The sequence below is a fragment of the Streptomyces sp. NPDC003247 genome, assembly GCF_042888135.1.
In the GTDB taxonomy this organism is placed as follows: Bacteria; Actinomycetota; Actinomycetes; order Streptomycetales; family Streptomycetaceae; genus Streptomyces.
In genome coordinates this window covers 783309-800171 of record NZ_JBIAPF010000004.1, presented here as the reverse complement: position 1 = coordinate 800171, position 16863 = coordinate 783309, and the positions used below count along the sequence as shown (strand labels likewise).

The window sequence follows — 16863 nt, the reverse complement described above, 5'->3', positions numbered from 1 at the left end:
GGAGCCGGGAGCCGGGAGCCGGGAGCCGGGAGCCGGGAGCCGGGAGCCGGGAGCCGGGAGCCGGGAGCCGGGAGCCGGGAGCCGGGAGCCGGGAGCCGGGAGCGAGGTGCAGGTGCGTTGGGGAACCGGCCGCGGGGCCGGGCCGGGGGCCGGTCACCGGCCCCGATGGAGGCCGCGCGGACGGGCGAGTGCCCAGGTCGGCGGCCGGGGGCCGCTCGCCGGGTGAGGCCGGACGGGCGCGCCCCGGGGCGGCGGCCGCGGACCGACCGCCGGTGCGGGACAGCCGGGCGGCGCAAGCGCCCGCGTCCGGGCAGGGCAGCCAGCCGAGCCAGGGCGGCCAAGCCGGAGGGGTCGAGCCGGAGGGGTCGAGCCGGAGCGGCCGATCAAAGCCCGCCGCGCACCGCCCGCCGCCCGCCCCCGACGGTCTCGGCCCGCCCCGAAGCTTCCTCGGCCGCCCCGAAGCTTCCTCGGCCGCCCCGAGGGCGACTGCGCCGTCCCGGGCGACCAGGCCGCCGTCCCGAGGACTCCTCGGGACGGCCACCCCGTCCTCAGCCCGCCGACTCCGCCGCATGCGGGCTGAGGACGCCCGCCGTGACCAGGCCGATCAGCACGATGCCGAGCAGCACGCGGTAGTAGACGAACGGCATGAAGGACTTGGTGCTGATGAACTTCATGAACCACGCGATGACCGCGTACCCGGACGCGAACGCGATCACCGTCGCGAACGCCGTCGGCCCCCAGTCCACATGGCCGCCCTCCATCGCGTCCTTCAGTTCGAAGGTGCCGGAGGCGAGGACCGCGGGGATGGCGAGCAGGAACGAGTACCGGGCCGCGGCCTCGCGCTGGTAGCCCATGAACAGGCCGCCGCTGATGGTGGCGCCGGAGCGGGAGACACCGGGGATGAGGGCGCAGGCCTGGCAGAGGCCGAAGATCAGGCCGTCCTTCACGCCCAGGTTGTCCAGGGTCTTGCGCTGCTTGGGCGCGCGGTGGCGCCCGGCCTTCTCGTCGCGGGCCGCGAGCCGGTCGGCGATGCCGATCACGACGCCGACCACCACGAGCATGGTCGCGGTGACCCGCAGATCACGGAAGGGACCCTCGATCTGGTCCTTGAGCGTGACGCCGAGCACGCCGATCGGGATCGAGCCGACGATGACCAGCCAGCCCATCTGGGCGTCGTGGTCCTTGCGCATCGTCTTGTCGAACAGTGAGCGGGACCACGCCGAGAGGATGCGCCCGATGTCCTTGCGGAAGTAGATGAGCACCGCGGCCTCGGTGCCGATCTGGGTGATCGCCGTGAAGGCGGCGCCGGGATCCTCCCAGCCCGAGAAGGCGGCGGTCAGCCGCAGGTGCGCGCTGGAGGAGACGGGGAGGAACTCGGTCAGCCCCTGGACGAGTCCGAGGATGAGGGATTCAAACCAAGACATGAGGTTACGGAGTCCAAGTGCCGATCGGAGAGGGGGCGACGGACCCGGCGGGCCGCCGCACGAGGTGATCAAGTGGTGTGTCGAAGGGCAGCGTAGCGTCCCCCGGCGACAGGCCGGGCACAGGGGTTTCGAAGGGGACCGCGGAGGGGAGGCGCGCGTGGCAGCCGACCTGCGCGGATGTGTTGACCCACCGGTGGGCAGCCGCTTACGTTGCTGGCGCAGAGAAAGCGCTTGCTGCGCGCTCGGCGCCCGTCCTCCCCCTGTCAGGCGAGGCGTGACGGCCCGGGCGCCCGCCCGCTCGCTCGCTTGTACGGTCGTTCGTCGGAGGAGTGCTGATCACGCCCATGACCCCACCCGCATCCGCTCCGCTCGCCGGCCGCCGCATCCGTGCCGCCATCGTCGGCACCGGTGCCATCGCCCGCGGCTCGCACCTGCCCGCCCTCCAGCAGCTCGCGGCGGAGGGGGAGACCGAGGTCGTCGCGGCCGTCGACATCGACGCCGCCGCCGCCGAGGCCTTCTGCGCGGAAGGCGGGGTCCCGCACGCCTACACCGACCTGGACCGGATGCTCGCCGAGCAGCGCCCCGACCTGGTGACGATCTGCACCCCGCCGACCCTGCACCGCGAGCAGAGTGTGGCCGCGCTGCGGGCCGGCGCCTGGGTGTGGTGCGAGAAGCCCCCGGTGCCGACGCTCGCCGACTACGACGCCGTCCGGGCGGAGGAGGGGGCCGAGGGCGGCCCGTACTCCTCGATCGTCTTCCAGCACCGCTTCGGGTCCGGCTCCCGGCACGTACGGCGGCTGCTCGCCGAGGAGGCCCTCGGCCGGCCGCTGGTGGCGCACTGCCAGACGACCTGGTACCGCGACACCGCCTACTACGCCGTGCCCTGGCGCGGCCGCTGGCGGACCGAGGGCGGCGGGCCCGCCATGGGCCACGGCATCCACCAGATGGACCTGCTGCTGGACCTGCTCGGGCCCTGGAGCGAGGTCCGCGCCATGGCCGGCCGGCTCGTGCACGACGTGGAGACCGAGGACGTCTCCACCGCGCTGGTGCGCTTCGAGAACGGCGCCATGGCCACCATCGTGAACAGCGTCCTGAGCCCCGACGAGGTCAGCCGCATCCGGATCGACTGCGAACGCGCCACGGTCGAACTCACGCACCTCTACGGCCACTCCAACGCCAACTGGCGCATCACGCCGGCCCCGGACGTCCCCGCGGACCGGGCGGCCGACTGGCAGGACTTCGGACCGGACGTGCCCAGCTCGCACCTGGCGCAGCTGCGCGAGCTGGTCGCGAGCATGCGGGCGGGCGAACGGCCGCGCAGCAGCGGCGTCGACGGGCGCACCAGCCTGGAACTGGTCACCGCGCTGTACAAGTCGGCGTTCACCGACACCACGGTGCGGCGGGGCGGCATCGGCCCCGGCGACCCCTACTACACCGCCCTGCACGGCGGCGCCCCCGGCTGGGCGCCGGCCGCCGTCCCGGCCGCCGAGGAGGTGTCCGCGTGACCGGTCTGCGTCTCGTCCACGCGCACGGCGACCGCGTCACGGTCGCCGACCCGGTCACCGGCGTCGAACTGCTGGCCTACGTCTACCGGCCGGAGGCCGCCTGGGAGGCGCCGAAGCCGTACATCCACCCCCTGCGCACCCTCGCGGGCGACGTCGTCACCGACTACCGGCCCAACGACCACCGCTGGCACAAGGGCCTGTCGCTGACCGCCTCCCACCTCTCGGGCGCGAACCTGTGGGGCGGCAACAGCTACGTCCACGGCGAGGGCTACCTCGAACTCCCCGAGCGGGTCGGCTCGATGGCGCACGCCGGCTTCGACGAGCTGGTCTGCGAGGGCGACCGGGCCGTCATCGCCGAGCGCCTGACCTGGCACCCGTACGGAGGCGAGCTGTGGGCCGGGGAGACACGCCGGATCGAGGTGCACGACGTCGACCGGGATGCCGGGGCCTGGGCGCTGACCTGGACCAGCGCCATCACCAACCGCCGTGACGAGCCGCTGCGGTTCGGCAGCCCGACCACCGCCGGACGCGAGGCGGCCGGCTACACGGGCCTGTTCTGGCGCGGCCCGCGCGCCTTCCGGGACGGCCGTGTCCTCGGCCCCGAGGGGGAGGGACCGGAGCTGATGGGCACCCAGAGCCCCTGGCTCGCCCTCTCCGGCGAGCACGACGGCACCGACGGCCACGCCACGGTCGTCTTCGCCCACGCCCCGGAGAACGACCACTCCGGCACCCGGGGCGCCCACCCCGCCCACTGGTTCGTGCGCAACGAGCCCTTCGCCGGCATCGCCCCCTCCTGGGCGTACCACGACGAGCTGGAGCTGGCCCCCGGCGACACCCTCACCCGCCGCTACCGCGTCGTCGTGGCCGACGGGGCCTGGGAGCGGGAGGACATCGCCGAGTACCTGCGGGCCCACCCGTGGTGAGCACGCATCCGGGCCTGCCCGGCGGCGTCGGCCTCTCCCGCCTGTGCGTCTACGACTGGCCCGCCGCCGACGGCCTGCGCGGCGGAACGCCCCATCTGCACCTGGCCTGTTCGGAGGGGTACGTCGTCACCGGCGGGCGGGGCGCGGTGCAGACGCTCACCTCCTCCGGGTACGAGGTCACCCCCCTCACGCCCGGCACGGTCGCCTGGTTCACCCCGGGCACCGTCCACCGGCTGGTCAACGAAGGGGACCTGCGCATCACCGTCCTGATGCAGAACGGCGGACTGCCGGAGGCGGGCGACGCCGTCCTCACCCTGCCGCCGCGGTACCTGACCGACCCGGAGACCTACGCCGCCGCCACCGCCGTCCCGGCCGACGCGCCGGAGGCGGAGCGCGAGCGCCTCACCCGCGCCCGCCGCGACCTCGCCCTGGAGGGCTACCGCGCCCTGCGCGAGGCGGACGGCCCCGAGGCCCTGGCCGCCTTCCACCGGGCCGCCGCGGCCCTCGTGCGGCCCCGCCTCGCCGAGTGGCGCGAGCGCTGGCTGCGTGGCGCCCGGGCGGCCGCGGAGGCGACGGGGGAGCAGCTCGACCGGCTGGCGGCCGGCGACGTCTCCCACCTCGCCGCCGCCCTCGTAGGGTCCGAACAGCCTGTGGAGCAGGGAAGGTTCGGGATGTGCGGACGGCTGGACGTGTACCCGCCGCCGCGGCCGTGAGGCGGGCCGTGACCACGGCCCGCCCCGGGAGCGGAGCGGAGCTGAGCTGATTCCTCAGCGCTCCCTCGTCTCACGGGACACTCCCCGGCGGGGTCCCGGGCCGGGTCCCTGGCCGGCCTCCCGGCCGGGCGGGGACGCCCCTTGGAGGAACGCCCGGTAGGCGTCCGCGGCGTCCTCCTCCACGACCGGTCCCCCCGGCCCGTACCGTGTGTCGCTCCGGTCGCGTTTCGGGCCGGAGATCCAGAAGTCCTCACCGGTCTCGACGTCGCGGAAGTTCGCGTCGAACAGGCCGAGACCCGTCCCGCGCCGCAGTGTCCGTCCTCGGAAGTACGCCGTCCTCCAGGTCCTGGAGAAGTCCACCCACCCGATCCACGAGGGTCCGCGGTCGATGTCGTAGCCCGTTTTGAGGTGCACGAACATGAGTCTGCGAGGCATGCTCCCAGCTTGGCCGATCGGGCTGCCGGGGCCAACCGGGTCGGACGTCACCGCCGTCGCAGGTGGTGGCGTTTGCGCCATGCCACGACCGTGCCGGCCAGCGCGGGCAGGGTGATGCCGGCCAGGGCGATCAGGAACCCCGGCGACGTGGGGGAGGAGGCGCTGGCACCGGCGACCACGTAGGCCGCCGTGTTCGGGACCGAGCCGAGCGCGGTCGCGGCCAGGAACGGCAGCCAGCCCATCCGGGACACGGCGGCGCAGTAGTTCGCGGCCCAGAACGGCACCCCCGGGAACAGCCGGGCCGCCAGCATCGAGCGCAGCCCGTGCCGGCTCAACTGGCCGTCCGCCGCCCGCAGGAGCCGCCCCCGCAGCAGCGGCCGCAGGGCGTCCTGCCCGAGGAGCCGGCCGAGCCCGAAGGCGATCCCGGCGCCCAGCACGGTGCCCCCCAGGGCCGCGCCGAGCCCGAGCTGCCAGCCGAACAGCGCGCCCGCGGCCAGGTTCAGCAGCGGCCGCGGCACGAACGCCACCGTGCACAGCCCGTACGCGACCGCGAACACGAGCGCCGCCGTGGCGCCGCCCAGCTGGGGCGGCCAGCCGTCCGCGAGCAGTTTCTGCGGCTCGAAGAGCAGCACGCTCGACGCGGCCGCCGCGAGCAGCGCGACCAGTAGGGAGAAACGGGACCACGGCGACAGCAGCACTCTCGTGCAGCGCGCGCCGACACCGGCGGGCCCGGGCCCGGGCGGCGGTGGGAGCAGGACGGGTACGGGGGCGGGGAGGAGGAGCTCCGTGGCGGCGGCCCGGGGAGAGGCCGTGGCGGTGCCCCCAGAGCGGGTGGTGGCATCGAGCATCCGGCGACACTAACCGACGGATGCGTGTGATCGCCGTATGGAGCGTCCCAGCGCCGTCACAGGTACGGGAACGGACGGTGTCGTGGAGGGCCCGTCGGCCGGCGTCCGTCGGCCGGCGTCCGGTGTCCGGCGTGCGGTGTCCGGCGTGCGGTGTCCGGCGTCCGCGCCGACGCCGTCCGGAGGCGCCGGCCCGGAGAAAACCGTTCGACACCGGTCGGACCGTCGGCGAGGATCGACCCCATGTTCCGGTACGCCTTCGTCCTCGCAGCATCCGCCGTCGCGGATGCCCCGAAGGCTGCCGTCCCCGTTCTCACGGCCGCAGTCGACGGAGCCCGAAGCTGACCCTCTCCGGATCGTCCGGCGGACCCCGCAGGGGGAGGGTCGGAAGGTTCCCAGGGGTCCCCGTCCCGGCCGGCGTCCTCGCCGCCGCCGGGGCCGTCACGCAGCACCCTTCCTGAGAGCTTCGAGGTACCGCCATGCCCAAGACGGCCTACGTGCGCACCAAACCGCACCTGAACATCGGCACCATGGGACACGTCGACCACGGCAAGACCACGCTGACCGCCGCGATCACCAAGGTCCTCGCCGAGCGCGGCGCCGGAACCTTCGTGCCGTTCGACCGCATCGACCGCGCCCCCGAGGAGGCGGCGCGCGGCATCACCATCAACATCGCGCACGTCGAGTACGAGACCGACACCCGGCACTACGCGCACGTCGACATGCCGGGCCACGCCGACTACGTCAAGAACATGGTCACCGGCGCCGCGCAGCTCGACGGGGCGATCCTCGTCGTCTCCGCGCTCGACGGGATCATGCCGCAGACCGCCGAACACGTCCTGCTCGCCCGGCAGGTGGGCGTCGACCACATCGTCGTCGCCCTCAACAAGGCCGACGCGGGGGACGAGGAGCTGTCCGACCTCGTGGAGCTGGAGGTCCGCGACCTGCTCTCCGCGCACGGCTACGGCGGTGACTCCGCGCCCGTCGTCCGGGTCTCGGGGCTGAAGGCCCTGGAGGGCGACCCGCGGTGGACGGCGTCCATCGACGCGCTGCTCGACGCGGTCGACACGTACGTGCCGATGCCCGAGCGGTACGTGGACGCGCCGTTCCTGCTGCCCGTGGAGAACGTGCTCACCATCACCGGCCGGGGCACCGTCGTCACCGGCGCGGTCGAGCGGGGCACGGTACGCGTCGGCGACCGGGTCGAGGTGCTCGGCGCCGGCCTGGACACCGTGGTGACCGGTGTGGAGACCTTCGGCAAGCCGATGGAGGAGGCCCAGGCCGGGGACAACGTGGCCCTGCTGCTGCGGGGCGTGCCACGGGACGCCGTCCGGCGGGGGCACGTGGTCGCGGCGCCGGGGAGCGTGGTGCCCCGGCGGCGGTTCACCGCCCAGGTGTACGTGCTGTCGGCGGGGGAGGGCGGCCGTTCGACGCCGGTCGCCTCCGGGTACCGGCCGCAGTTCTACATCCGCACGGCGGACGTGGTCGGTGACATCGACCTCGGCGAGGCGGCCGTGGCGCGGCCCGGGGAGACGGTCACCATGACCGTCGAACTGGGGCGCGAGGTCCCGCTGGAGGCGGGACTGGGTTTCGCCATCCGTGAGGGCGGGCGGACCGTGGGCGCCGGGACCGTGACCGCCGTCGTGTGAGGAGGGGAAGGGGGAAGGGCTCGAAGGGGGAGGGCTCGAAGGGCCGAAGGCCTGACGGGCTCAGGCCCTGACGAGCTCAGGGGCGCGGACCGGACGGGAAACCGGTCCGTGCCCCGCCCGGGCGCGGGTCCGCGGTCCCCCTGTGTGCCAGGCCACGGTCCCCTGAGCGCCGGTCCATGGTCCCCCGGGTGCCGGGCCGCGGTCCCCCTGGCCCCTCCGGGGTGTCCCGGCGCGGGCACAATGACAGGGTGAGCGAAGCCATACCCGTCACCCGAGCCGTCGACCACGGCACCGCCAAGCTGATGCCGGACGTCGACCGGGCGCGGGCATGGCTGCTGACGGTCGACGGTGCGCCGCAGTCGTACGTCGACCTGGACGAGCCGACGCACCTGGAGTTCGAGTACGCGCGGCGGCTCGGGCACGTCCTGGACACCGTCGCCGAGCCGGGGCGGCCCCTGGACGTGCTGCACCTCGGGGGCGGGGCGCTCACCCTGCCCCGGTACGTCGCCGCGACCCGGCCGGGCTCCCGGCAGGACGTCGTCGAGGCCGACCGCGGCCTGCTGGAGATGGTGGCCGACCACCTGCCCGTCCCGGCCGGCAGCGGCATCACCCTGCACGCGGCCGACGCCCGGACCTGGCTGGAGGCGGCCCCGGCCGGCTCCGCCGACGTGGTCGTCGCCGACGTCTTCGGCGGCTCCCGCGTCCCCGCCCACCTGACGTCCCTCGCCTACGCCCACGAGGCCGGCCGCGTCCTGCGCGCCGACGGCGTCTACCTGGCGAACCTCGCGGACGCGGCGCCGTTCGCCTTCCTGCGCTCCCAACTCGCCACCTTCGCGGCCGTCTTCGAGGAACTCGCCCTCATCGCCGAGCCGGCGGTGCTGCGCGGCCGCCGTTTCGGCAACGCGGTCCTCGTCGCCGCCCAGCACCCCCTCGACGTCACCGCCCTGGCCCGCCTCACCGCCTCCGACGCCTTCCCGGCCCGCGTCGAACACGGGCCCGGCCTGCGGGGCTTCGTCGGCGACGCCGTACCCGTGCGGGACGAGGCGGCGATCCCGTCGCCGGAGCCGCCCGGCGGGGCGTTCAGTATCGGCTGACCACCGGCCGCCGGCCGCGCGTGTGTTCCGCGCACACCGGGCGGCCGGGACGCGCGGTGTTCCGACGCCCTCGCCGGAAAAGGGCCCGACGGCCGACGCCCGGGGCTTCAGCCACTGCCGGGCCCCGCCTCCGCCGCCCCGGCCGTCCCCTCGTACGCCCCGTGTGGGTCCTGGTCCGCTCGGTGCGGGTTCTCGTCCGCCCGGCGCGGGTCGTCCCTCTCGGCCGTGTCGTCACCGTCCGGCTCGCCCCGGCCCACGGGCCGGGTACGGCGGGTCAGACGGCGTACCTCGGGCACGCACAGCACCGCCGCCGTGACGACGACGACCAGCGTGGCGCAGCCCCACAGGGCGGCCGTGCGGCCGAACGCGGACTCCGCGGGGCCCGCCAGGGCCGTGGCGAGGGGGACCAGCGCTACCGACCCGAACCAGTCGTAGGCCGAGATCCGGGAGAGTTTCTCCTCGGGGATCTCCTGGTGCAGCGCGGTCATCCAGGAGACGCCGAAGACCTCCAGGGTGACCCCCGTCAGGAACATCACCGCGCACAGGACGCCCACCGGGACGGGGACGGCGAGGGCCGCGGACGGCAGCGCCAGGGGGAAGACGCACAGGGTGCCGGCGAGGAGCAGCCGGCGGGGTCTCCAGCGGGTCATCAGCACGGCACCGGCCACCGTGCCGGCCCCGAAGAAGCCCAGGGCGAGGCCCCAGGGGCCCGCCCCGCCCAGATGGTCCCGGGCGACGAGAGGGCCGTAGACCGCGTCGGCGGCGCCGACGACCGCGTTCGCGATCGAGAACTGGAGGACGATGCCCCACAGCCACGGCCGGCCGCTGAACTCCCGCCAGCCCTCCCGGAGATCGGCCAGCACGCCACCGCCCCGGCCGCGCTCCGGCAGATGTCCGACGTCGAGGAACGCACGCAGCGTCCCGGCGAGCGCGAACGCGGCGGCGTCCGCCGCGAGCACCCAGCCCGGTCCCACCACGGCGACCATCGCACCGCCGAGGGCCGCACCGGCGAACACCGCGCCCTGCATCGCCATCCGGAACAGCGCGAACGCCCGGCCGGCCTGCTCGCCCTCGACGCACGACAGCAGCATGCCCTCGGCGGCGGGGCTGAAGAACGCCTGACCGGTGCCGCCCAGCGCGGTCAGCAGCATCATCTGCCACAACCGGGGCTCGCCGGTGAGCACGAGCACGGCGAACACGGCCTGCGAGAGGCAGTTGAGGGCGTTGGCCGCGACCATCACCCGGTGCCGCGGAAGCCGGTCGGCGACCGCGCCGCCGATCAGCAGGAACAGCACCAGGGGCAGGGTGCGGGCCGCGGCCACCAGGCCCACGTCGCCGCCGTCGCCCCCCGTCTCGATGACGGCGAACGCGGCGGCGATGAGGGCGCCGTGGCTGCCGAGGCCCGTGACGAACGCGGAGGCGGTCAGCAGTCTGTAGTTGCGGCCCGCCCAGGCGGGTCCGCGCAGGCGGGAGCGGAGGTCGGCGGCGGCAGAGGTCACCGGCCGACTATCGCCGCCCGGCCACCGATCTGCCAAACCGTTTCACCTGCTGTGAGGCCCGGCCTGACCTGCCGTGGACCGGCCCGACGTGCCGCCCGGCCCGATCTGCCGTGTACCGCCGCCTCCGGCGGCCGTCGGCCCTCCGTCGGCCCCCCGTCATCCCTCCGTCGGCTCGCCGTGCAGCCGTACCGTGCTGAGGATCTTCATGATCGTCGCGTCCGGCAGTTCGTCCTTCACGCCCTTGGCCGTGTACAGGTTCCAGGAGACGTAGTCGCCCTTGGAGTTCTTGAAGCCGAACGTGATCGCCTTGCCGTCGGAGGCGCACTTGCCCGTCTGGGGCGTGTTCGTCGACCGGGCCCATCCGTAACTGCCCTGGATGCCCGAGGCGGTGGTGTACGCGGTGGCCTTCTCGTCGAACGTGAGGCTCTTCTTGTCCGGCTGGGTGTAGCCGCCGAACACCCACCAGGCGGGCGTGTTGATCGCGATCTCGTCGGTGTTCTTGGCGCCTTCGGCGCCCTTGGTGCCGGCGATGGCGAGCGCGGTGTCGTCGGTCGTGCCGTCCTTGTCGTCGTCCTCCGTGCACCACTTGGACTTGTACTCGACGGTGCCCGACTGGATGATCGAGTCGTAGCCGTCGGGCTGTTCCTCGTCCTCCCACTCGAAGCCCTGACTGAGGGTCGGCGACTGGACCTCCCAGTCCGCCGGCACGTCGAAGGCGACCCCGCGCTTGGGGTTCACGACGACCTTCCAGCCCGCGACGGTCGGTTCGAGCGTCTCGGTGCCGCGCGGGTTGTCGTCCGTGCCGGCCGACGACGAGGCGGAGCCGCTCGGATCCGCGGACACGGTGGGGGTCGTGCTGCTCTTGCCGGTACCGCCCTCGGCCTGCTCCCCGTCCTCGGCGCCGAGCACCAGGGCGCCGGTGACACCGGCGGCCACGACGACGGCCGTGGCCGCCACGATCGCGATGAGCTTCGTCCGGTTGCCACCGCCCCCGCCGCCGGTCTGCGGAGGCCCCGCGGGCACGGGAGCACCCCACTGCGCCGTGGGCGCATAGGGGTTGGGCTGCTGGTAGCCGGCTTGCTGGTACGGATTGGGCTGCTGCTGGTATCCCGGCTGCTGGTACGGATTGTTCTGCGCCTGCGGGTTCTGCTCTCCCCCGGGCGGCTGCTGTCCTGGCCACATGGCCTGAAACCCTAGTGCCGTCCCGGACACGAATGGGTCACCACCCCTTGTCAGGGACGTACCGAATCGGCGGTCCGTATCGGCGGCCGGCCGCCCGGACCCGTGGACGGCCCGCGGCACGGCCCTGGTGGGTGGCGGCTACTCATGGGTAACCTCGTCGTCATGAGCGCAGACCAGATGTCCATCGGCGAGATGCTCGCCGCCACGGTGCCCATGGCCCGGACCCTGAACCTGGAGTTCCTCGAGACCGGGCCGGAGAAGGCCGTGGTGGCCCTGCCGGACCAGAGCGACTTCCACAACCACGTGGGCGGGCCGCACGCCGGGGCGATGTTCACGCTCGGCGAGTCCGCCAGCGGCGCGATCGTCCTCGCCGCGTTCGGCGACCAGCTCTCCCGCGCCGTGCCGCTCGCCGTCAGCGCCGAGATCGCGTACCGCAAGCTGGCGATGGGCGCCGTCACGGCGACCGCGACCCTCGGCCGCCCGGCCGCCGAGGTCGTCGCCGAGCTCGACGCCGGCGAGCGCCCCGAGTTCCCGGTACGGATCGAGATCCACCGGGGCGACGGGGCGGTCACCGGTGAGATGACCGTCGTGTGGACCCTGCGCCCCAACGGCTGAACGGAGACGCGGGGTCGGCCGCCTGCTGACGGGTGAGCCGACTCGGTCCGGCGGGCCGACCCCGTTCGTGGGGGCAGGGCCCCGGCCACGGCATCCGCCTCTGGTCGGGGCCCTGCCCGTCGTCACGCCGCCCGGCGCTCCGGCTCCGCCCGGTTCGCGTCGCGCTCGCCGGTGGTGTCCTCCAGCCCGGCCACGAACTCCTTCAGCCAGGCCACGAACTCCGGCCCGAGGTCGGGCCGGTCGCAGGCGAGCCGGACCACCGTGCGCAGGTAGTCGGCCTTGTCGCCGGTGTCGTAGCGGCGGCCGGAGAAGACCACGCCGTGCACCGTGCCCGTCACGGCCAGCTCCTGGAGGGCGTCGGTGAGCTGGATCTCGCCGCCGCGTCCGGGCGCGGTGCGCTCCAGGACGTCGAAGACGGCCGGGTCGAGGACGTAGCGTCCGATGACGGCGTACCGGCTCGGCGCGTCCTCGCGGGCCGGCTTCTCGACGAGACCGGTGACGCGTACGACGCCGTCCTCACCGGCGGGCTCGACGGCGGCGCAGCCGTAGAGGTGGACCTGCTCGGGCGGCACCTCCATCAGGGCCACCACGCTGCCGGCGTACCGGTCGCGGATCTCCAGCATCCGGCTGAGCAGCGTCTCGCGCGGGTCGATGAGGTCGTCGCCGAGGAGGACCGCGAACGGCTGGTCGCCGACGTGGTGGCGGGCGCACAGCACCGCGTGGCCGAGGCCCAGCGGATCGCCCTGCCGGATGTGGTGGATGTCGGCCAGGCGCGCCGGGTCGCGGACCGCGTCCAGTCGTACGGTGTCGCCCTTGGCCGCCAGGGCCTGCTCCAGCTCGAAGGCGTGGTCGAAGTGGTCCTCGATGGCCCGCTTGTGGCGGCCGGTGACCATCAGGACGTCGTCCAGGCCGGCCGCGGCGGCCTCCTCCACGACGTACTGGATGGCCGGCTTGTCGACGACCGGAAGCATCTCCTTCGGGGTCGCCTTCGTCGCGGGCAGGAAGCGGGTGCCCAGTCCGGCTGCCGGGACGACCGCCTTGCGGACGCCGGGTGCGGGCGGGGCGACGGAGGGGGAGTGAGGGGCGCTCATGGTGATCATGCTGGCTCACAGGTTTGGGAGTATCCCGGGAGTCACCCAAGAGGTTGCTGTGCGACGGACACCCCGGTGAACCCCCGCCCACGCGGGCGTGGCCCGGAGGTGGACGGACGGGGAACCGGGCCGGCGGTCCCGGGCGAGCCGGTAGGCTTCCTGCCGTGCGCCCGCTCGCGGCGCACCGGTCGTACCGGTCGTACCGCTCGCACCGCGAGGAACCGGAAGGGCCCGTACGACCCGAAGAGCCGTCATCAGCAGATTCGGCACAGCCCAGCGGGAGGAATCGGCCATGCATGTCCAGGAGTGGCTCGAGGCCGTACCCCCGGTCGCCATCTACGCGCTGGTGAGTCTGGTCATCGGCCTGGAGAGCCTGGGCATCCCGCTGCCGGGCGAGATCATCCTCGTCTCCTCGGCCCTGCTCGCCTCCCAGCACGGCGAGATCGACCCCTTCGTCCTCGGTGCCTGCGCCACCGCCGGCGCCGTGATCGGCGACTCCATCGGCTACGCCATCGGCCGCAAGGGCGGACGCCCGCTGCTTGCCTGGCTCGGCGGGAAGTTCCCCCGGCACTTCAGCGAGGGGCACGTCGCCACGGCGGAGCGGTCCTTCGAGAAGTGGGGCATGTGGGCCGTCTTCTTCGGCCGTTTCATCGCCCTGCTGCGCATCTTCGCGGGCCCGCTCGCGGGCGTCCTGCACATGCCGTACTGGAAGTTCCTCATCGCCAACGTCCTCGGCGGGATCGTCTGGGCGGGCGGTACGACGGCCGTCATCTACTACGTGGGTGTCGTCGCGGAGTCCTGGCTGAAGAGGTTCTCCTGGCTGGGACTGGTGGTGGCCGTGCTCATCGGCCTGACGTCCATGCTGGTGATCAAGCGCAAGGCCCGCACGATGCAGGCGCAGGACGCCGCGCGGGAGGACGGGGCCGAGGCGGAGGCCGTGGCGGCCGCGGAGTAGTCCGGGCGGGACCGGGCCGGGCAGGGTGCGCCGCGACCTGCCCGCCGCGGGCACCCCCTACCGGTGGATCTCGCCGTGGGCCTTGGCCAGGTCCGCGTACAGGGTGCCGTTCAGCGTGACGCCCTGGCGCTCCTCCTCCGTCAGCTCCCGCTTGACCTTCGCCGGCACCCCCGCGACCAGCGAGCCCGGCGGCACCTCCATCCCCTGCGGCACCAGCGCCTGCGCGGCGACGAGCGAGCCCTCCCCGATCACCGCGCCGTTCAGCACGGTCGCCCCCATCCCGATCAGGCAGTCGTCGCCCACGGTCGCACCGTGCACGACCGCGTTGTGCCCGACGGAGACCCGCTCGCCGATGGTGACGGGGAAACCGGGGTCGGCGTGCAGGGTGCAGTTGTCCTGGATGTTGCTCCGCGCTCCGACGGAGATCCGCTCGACGTCGCCGCGGACCACCGCGCCGTACCAGACGCTGGCGCCCGCCCCCAGCGTCACGTCCCCGATCACCGAGGACGTGGGGGCCACGAAGGCCTCCTCGTGGACCGATGGCTGCCTGCCGCCGATGCCCGTGATCAGCGCCTTGTGCGTCATCAACCGTCTCCTCTTCGTCCGCTCCTCGTCCGCGGTACACCGGCACCGTACGCCACCCCGTGGGGTGAAGATCACAGGGTTGCAACGTCCTGGGGTCCGCGCGGGCTGAGTACCGTGTGCGGGTGCCGAAGAGCAAGAACACGTTCTCATCCTGGCGGCGCCGCCTCGCGCAGCGCGCCGTCCACGCGGGCTGGGCCTGGGTGCAGCGGACCGGCTCGGTCACCGCCGAGCACCCCGGCCGCCTCCGCTTCGGCTCGATCGGCACCGGCACCCGGCTCGCGTTCCCGCTCGGCACGGTCTTCGGGGAGCCGTGGATCCACCTCGGCGCGCACTGCATCGTCGGCGAGCAGGTCACGCTGACCGCGGGCCTGATGCCCGACCTGGACCTCGGGCCCGATCCGATCCTGCGCGTCGGAGACGGCGTCGTCCTGGGCCGCGGCAGCCACGTCATCGCCGACACCACGGTCACCATCGGCAGCGACTGCTACTTCGGGCCGTACGTCTACGTCACCTCCACCAACCACTCCTACGACGACCCGCACGAGCCCATCGGCAGGCAGTGGCCGCGGATGGAGCCCGTGGAGATCGGGCCGGGGTGCTGGATCGGCACGGGGGCCGTGATCCTGCCCGGGGCGCGGATCGGGCGGAACGTCGTGGTCGCGGCCGGGGCGGTGGTGCGCGGGACCGTGCCCGACCACGCCGTGGTCGCGGGGGCGCCCGCCCGCGTCGTACGGCGCTGGACGCCCGCCGAGGGCTGGCAGCCGCCGTTGCGGACCCCGGCGCCCGTGCCGATCCCCGACGGGGTCACCCCGCAGCAGCTCGTCGCGCTGTCGGGGCTGGACGAGGAGGCGGCGGAGCGGCTGGCCCGGCTGGAGCCCGAGGCCTGACCCGCGCCGGCGGTCCGCCGCCGGGGCCGGCCGGCCCCCGGAAGGCTCGTGGCCGGGGCGCAGAGCGCCGGCACGGGAGGCTCGCAGTACAGTTCGGTGCACGATCGGGTGCACGTGAACGACGTTTGAACGAAGTGGACGGAACGTGTCGGACCTCGACCTGCTGACCCAGTCCCTGGCGCGCAACGTCCGGCACTGGCGCGCGGTGCGCGGCTTCACCCTGGACGTGCTGGCCGCCCGGGCCGGCGTCAGCCGGGGGATGCTCATCCAGGTCGAGCAGGCCCGCACCAACCCCAGTCTCGGCACGGTCGTCAAGATCGGTGACGCGCTCGGCGTCAGCATCACCACCCTGCTCGACTACCAGCGGGGCCCCAAGGTCCGTGTCGTCCCGGCCGACCAGGTGGTCCGGCTGTGGCACACCGAGGCCGGCAGCTACAGCCGGCTGCTCGCGGGCACGGAGGCGCCCGGCCCGCTGGAGATGTGGAACTGGCGGCTGATGCCGGGCGAGAGCAGCGGCTCCGACCCGCACCCGGCCGGCACGGTCGAGATCGCCCACGTCACGGCCGGTGAACTGAGCCTCACCGTCGAGGGAACGGAGTACCGTGTCCCGGCCGGCGCCAGCGTCACCTTCGAGGCCGACGCGGCCCACACCTACGCCAACCACGGGGAGGTGCCGACGGAGATGGTGCTGACGGTGTCGGTGCCGCCCGTGCGCTGAGACGGGCGTCCGCCGAACCCTGAGACGGGCGTCCGCCGGCCGCGAGTCCGTCGGCCGCGCGTCCGCCGACCGTACGGTCCGGCCTGCCGTGTCCGGGGGTGAGACCCCGGCCGCGAGGTTCGTCCCCCCGGTGCGCCGGGACGGGCGTCCGCCCGCCCGTGGGGCTGCTGTTAGCGTGCGGCCATGGACGCACCCATCGGACACTTCGACGACGCCCGGCCCGCCCCCGACTGCCTCGACGAGCTGACCCGCCCGGTCGCCGACGCCGTACGCCACTGGGGCGGCAGCGTCCCCGCCGACCAGATCCTCTACGTCGACACCGACCCGCGGTGGGCCGACACCGCCGTCTTCGTAACGCACTACGGGCAGGAACTGCTGGAGCGGTCGGCGAACTGCGTGGTGGTCGCGGGCCGGCGCGGCGGCGACACCACGCTCGCCGCGTGCGTCGTCCTCTCCACCACCCGCGTCGACGTCAACGGCGTCGTACGCCGTCAACTCGGCGCCCGCAAAGCCTCCTTCGCGTCGATGGACACGGCCACCGGGGAGACCGGCATGGAGTACGGCGGCATCACCCCCGTCGGGCTGCCCGAGACCTGGCCGGTACTGGTCGACTCGGCCGTCGTCGATCTGCCCTACGTCCTGGTGGGCAGCGGACGCCGGCGCGGGAAGCTGCTCGTGCCGGGCAAGGCGTTCGCCGGCCTGCCGGGAGCGGTGGTGCTGGACGGCCTCGGCACGGCCTGACC

General features: G+C 74.1%; 17 protein-coding genes. 10 read left to right on the top strand and 7 right to left on the bottom strand.

Going from position 1 to position 16863, the window contains the following annotated elements:
• Positions 1–548: 548 nt before the first annotated feature.
• Positions 549–1424, bottom strand: coding sequence for an undecaprenyl-diphosphate phosphatase (locus ACFYWQ_RS17205; RefSeq protein WP_389517234.1), 876 nt, complete (start codon positions 1422–1424; stop codon positions 549–551).
• Between the two features lie 344 nt (positions 1425–1768).
• Between ACFYWQ_RS17205 and ACFYWQ_RS17200 the strand changes: the two genes are divergently transcribed.
• From ACFYWQ_RS17200 to ACFYWQ_RS17190, 3 genes are read left to right on the top strand one after another with little or no spacing between them, the layout of a single operon-like run.
• Entirely contained in the window at positions 1769–2929 is a 1161-nt protein-coding gene (locus tag ACFYWQ_RS17200) for a Gfo/Idh/MocA family protein (protein ID WP_389517232.1), read from the top strand.
• Positions 2926–3852 carry a PmoA family protein gene (locus ACFYWQ_RS17195; RefSeq protein ID WP_389517230.1) on the top strand — a complete coding sequence of 309 codons (927 nt, stop codon included), beginning with the start codon at positions 2926–2928 and terminating at the stop codon, positions 3850–3852. Before ACFYWQ_RS17200 ends, ACFYWQ_RS17195 begins: the two co-directional genes overlap by 4 nt.
• A complete protein-coding gene (locus ACFYWQ_RS17190; RefSeq protein WP_389517228.1) occupies positions 3846–4565 on the top strand; it encodes a cupin domain-containing protein in 720 nt (239 codons plus the stop codon). Before ACFYWQ_RS17195 ends, ACFYWQ_RS17190 begins: the two co-directional genes overlap by 7 nt.
• 54 nt (positions 4566–4619) lie before the next feature.
• Here the strand turns inward: ACFYWQ_RS17190 and ACFYWQ_RS17185 are convergent, their stop codons facing one another.
• Positions 4620–5000, bottom strand: coding sequence for a hypothetical protein (locus tag ACFYWQ_RS17185; protein ID WP_389517226.1), 381 nt, complete (start codon positions 4998–5000; stop codon positions 4620–4622).
• A gap of 47 nt (positions 5001–5047) precedes the next feature.
• Entirely contained in the window at positions 5048–5848 is an 801-nt protein-coding gene (locus tag ACFYWQ_RS17180; protein WP_389517224.1) for a TVP38/TMEM64 family protein, read from the bottom strand.
• 476 nt (positions 5849–6324) lie between these two features.
• On the opposite strand from ACFYWQ_RS17180, the gene tuf reads away from it, so the two are divergent.
• Positions 6325–7494: an elongation factor Tu gene (gene tuf, locus ACFYWQ_RS17175; RefSeq protein ID WP_389517222.1), complete on the top strand. Its 1170-nt coding sequence runs from the start codon at positions 6325–6327 to the stop codon at positions 7492–7494.
• 248 nt (positions 7495–7742) lie between these two features.
• Positions 7743–8588: a spermidine synthase gene (locus ACFYWQ_RS17170; protein WP_389517220.1), complete on the top strand. Its 846-nt coding sequence runs from the start codon at positions 7743–7745 to the stop codon at positions 8586–8588.
• Between the two features lie 107 nt (positions 8589–8695).
• Here the strand turns inward: ACFYWQ_RS17170 and ACFYWQ_RS17165 are convergent, their stop codons facing one another.
• Positions 8696–10087, bottom strand: a complete 1392-nt coding sequence (locus ACFYWQ_RS17165) for an MFS transporter (protein ID WP_389517218.1) — start codon at positions 10085–10087, stop codon at positions 8696–8698.
• Between the two features lie 156 nt (positions 10088–10243).
• Positions 10244–11269 (bottom strand): hypothetical protein, encoded by a 1026-nt coding sequence (locus tag ACFYWQ_RS17160; protein ID WP_389517216.1) that lies wholly within the window; start codon positions 11267–11269, stop codon positions 10244–10246.
• A gap of 177 nt (positions 11270–11446) precedes the next feature.
• Between ACFYWQ_RS17160 and ACFYWQ_RS17155 the strand changes: the two genes are divergently transcribed.
• Positions 11447–11884: a DUF4442 domain-containing protein gene (locus ACFYWQ_RS17155; RefSeq protein WP_385079047.1), complete on the top strand. Its 438-nt coding sequence runs from the start codon at positions 11447–11449 to the stop codon at positions 11882–11884.
• Positions 11885–12006: 122 nt separating this feature from the next.
• Here the strand turns inward: ACFYWQ_RS17155 and galU are convergent, their stop codons facing one another.
• Positions 12007–12975, bottom strand: coding sequence for a UTP--glucose-1-phosphate uridylyltransferase GalU (gene galU / locus ACFYWQ_RS17150; protein WP_389517214.1), 969 nt, complete (start codon positions 12973–12975; stop codon positions 12007–12009).
• 292 nt (positions 12976–13267) lie between these two features.
• On the opposite strand from galU, the gene ACFYWQ_RS17145 reads away from it, so the two are divergent.
• Complete coding sequence (locus ACFYWQ_RS17145; RefSeq protein WP_389517212.1) at positions 13268–13930, top strand: DedA family protein; 663 nt, start codon at positions 13268–13270, stop codon at positions 13928–13930.
• A 57-nt stretch (positions 13931–13987) separates the two neighbouring features.
• Here ACFYWQ_RS17145 and ACFYWQ_RS17140 read toward each other — a convergent pair whose 3' ends face one another.
• Complete coding sequence (locus ACFYWQ_RS17140) at positions 13988–14515, bottom strand: gamma carbonic anhydrase family protein (protein WP_389517210.1); 528 nt, start codon at positions 14513–14515, stop codon at positions 13988–13990.
• 122 nt (positions 14516–14637) lie between these two features.
• Between ACFYWQ_RS17140 and ACFYWQ_RS17135 the strand changes: the two genes are divergently transcribed.
• The 3 genes from ACFYWQ_RS17135 to ACFYWQ_RS17125 all read left to right on the top strand — a co-directional run bounded on the left by ACFYWQ_RS17135 (position 14638) and on the right by ACFYWQ_RS17125 (position 16861).
• A complete protein-coding gene (locus ACFYWQ_RS17135; RefSeq protein ID WP_389517208.1) occupies positions 14638–15402 on the top strand; it encodes an acyltransferase in 765 nt (254 codons plus the stop codon).
• A gap of 145 nt (positions 15403–15547) precedes the next feature.
• Positions 15548–16120, top strand: coding sequence for a helix-turn-helix domain-containing protein (locus ACFYWQ_RS17130; protein ID WP_389517206.1), 573 nt, complete (start codon positions 15548–15550; stop codon positions 16118–16120).
• Between the two features lie 183 nt (positions 16121–16303).
• Positions 16304–16861, top strand: coding sequence for a YbaK/EbsC family protein (locus ACFYWQ_RS17125; protein WP_389517204.1), 558 nt, complete (start codon positions 16304–16306; stop codon positions 16859–16861).
• Positions 16862–16863 lie beyond the last annotated feature (2 nt).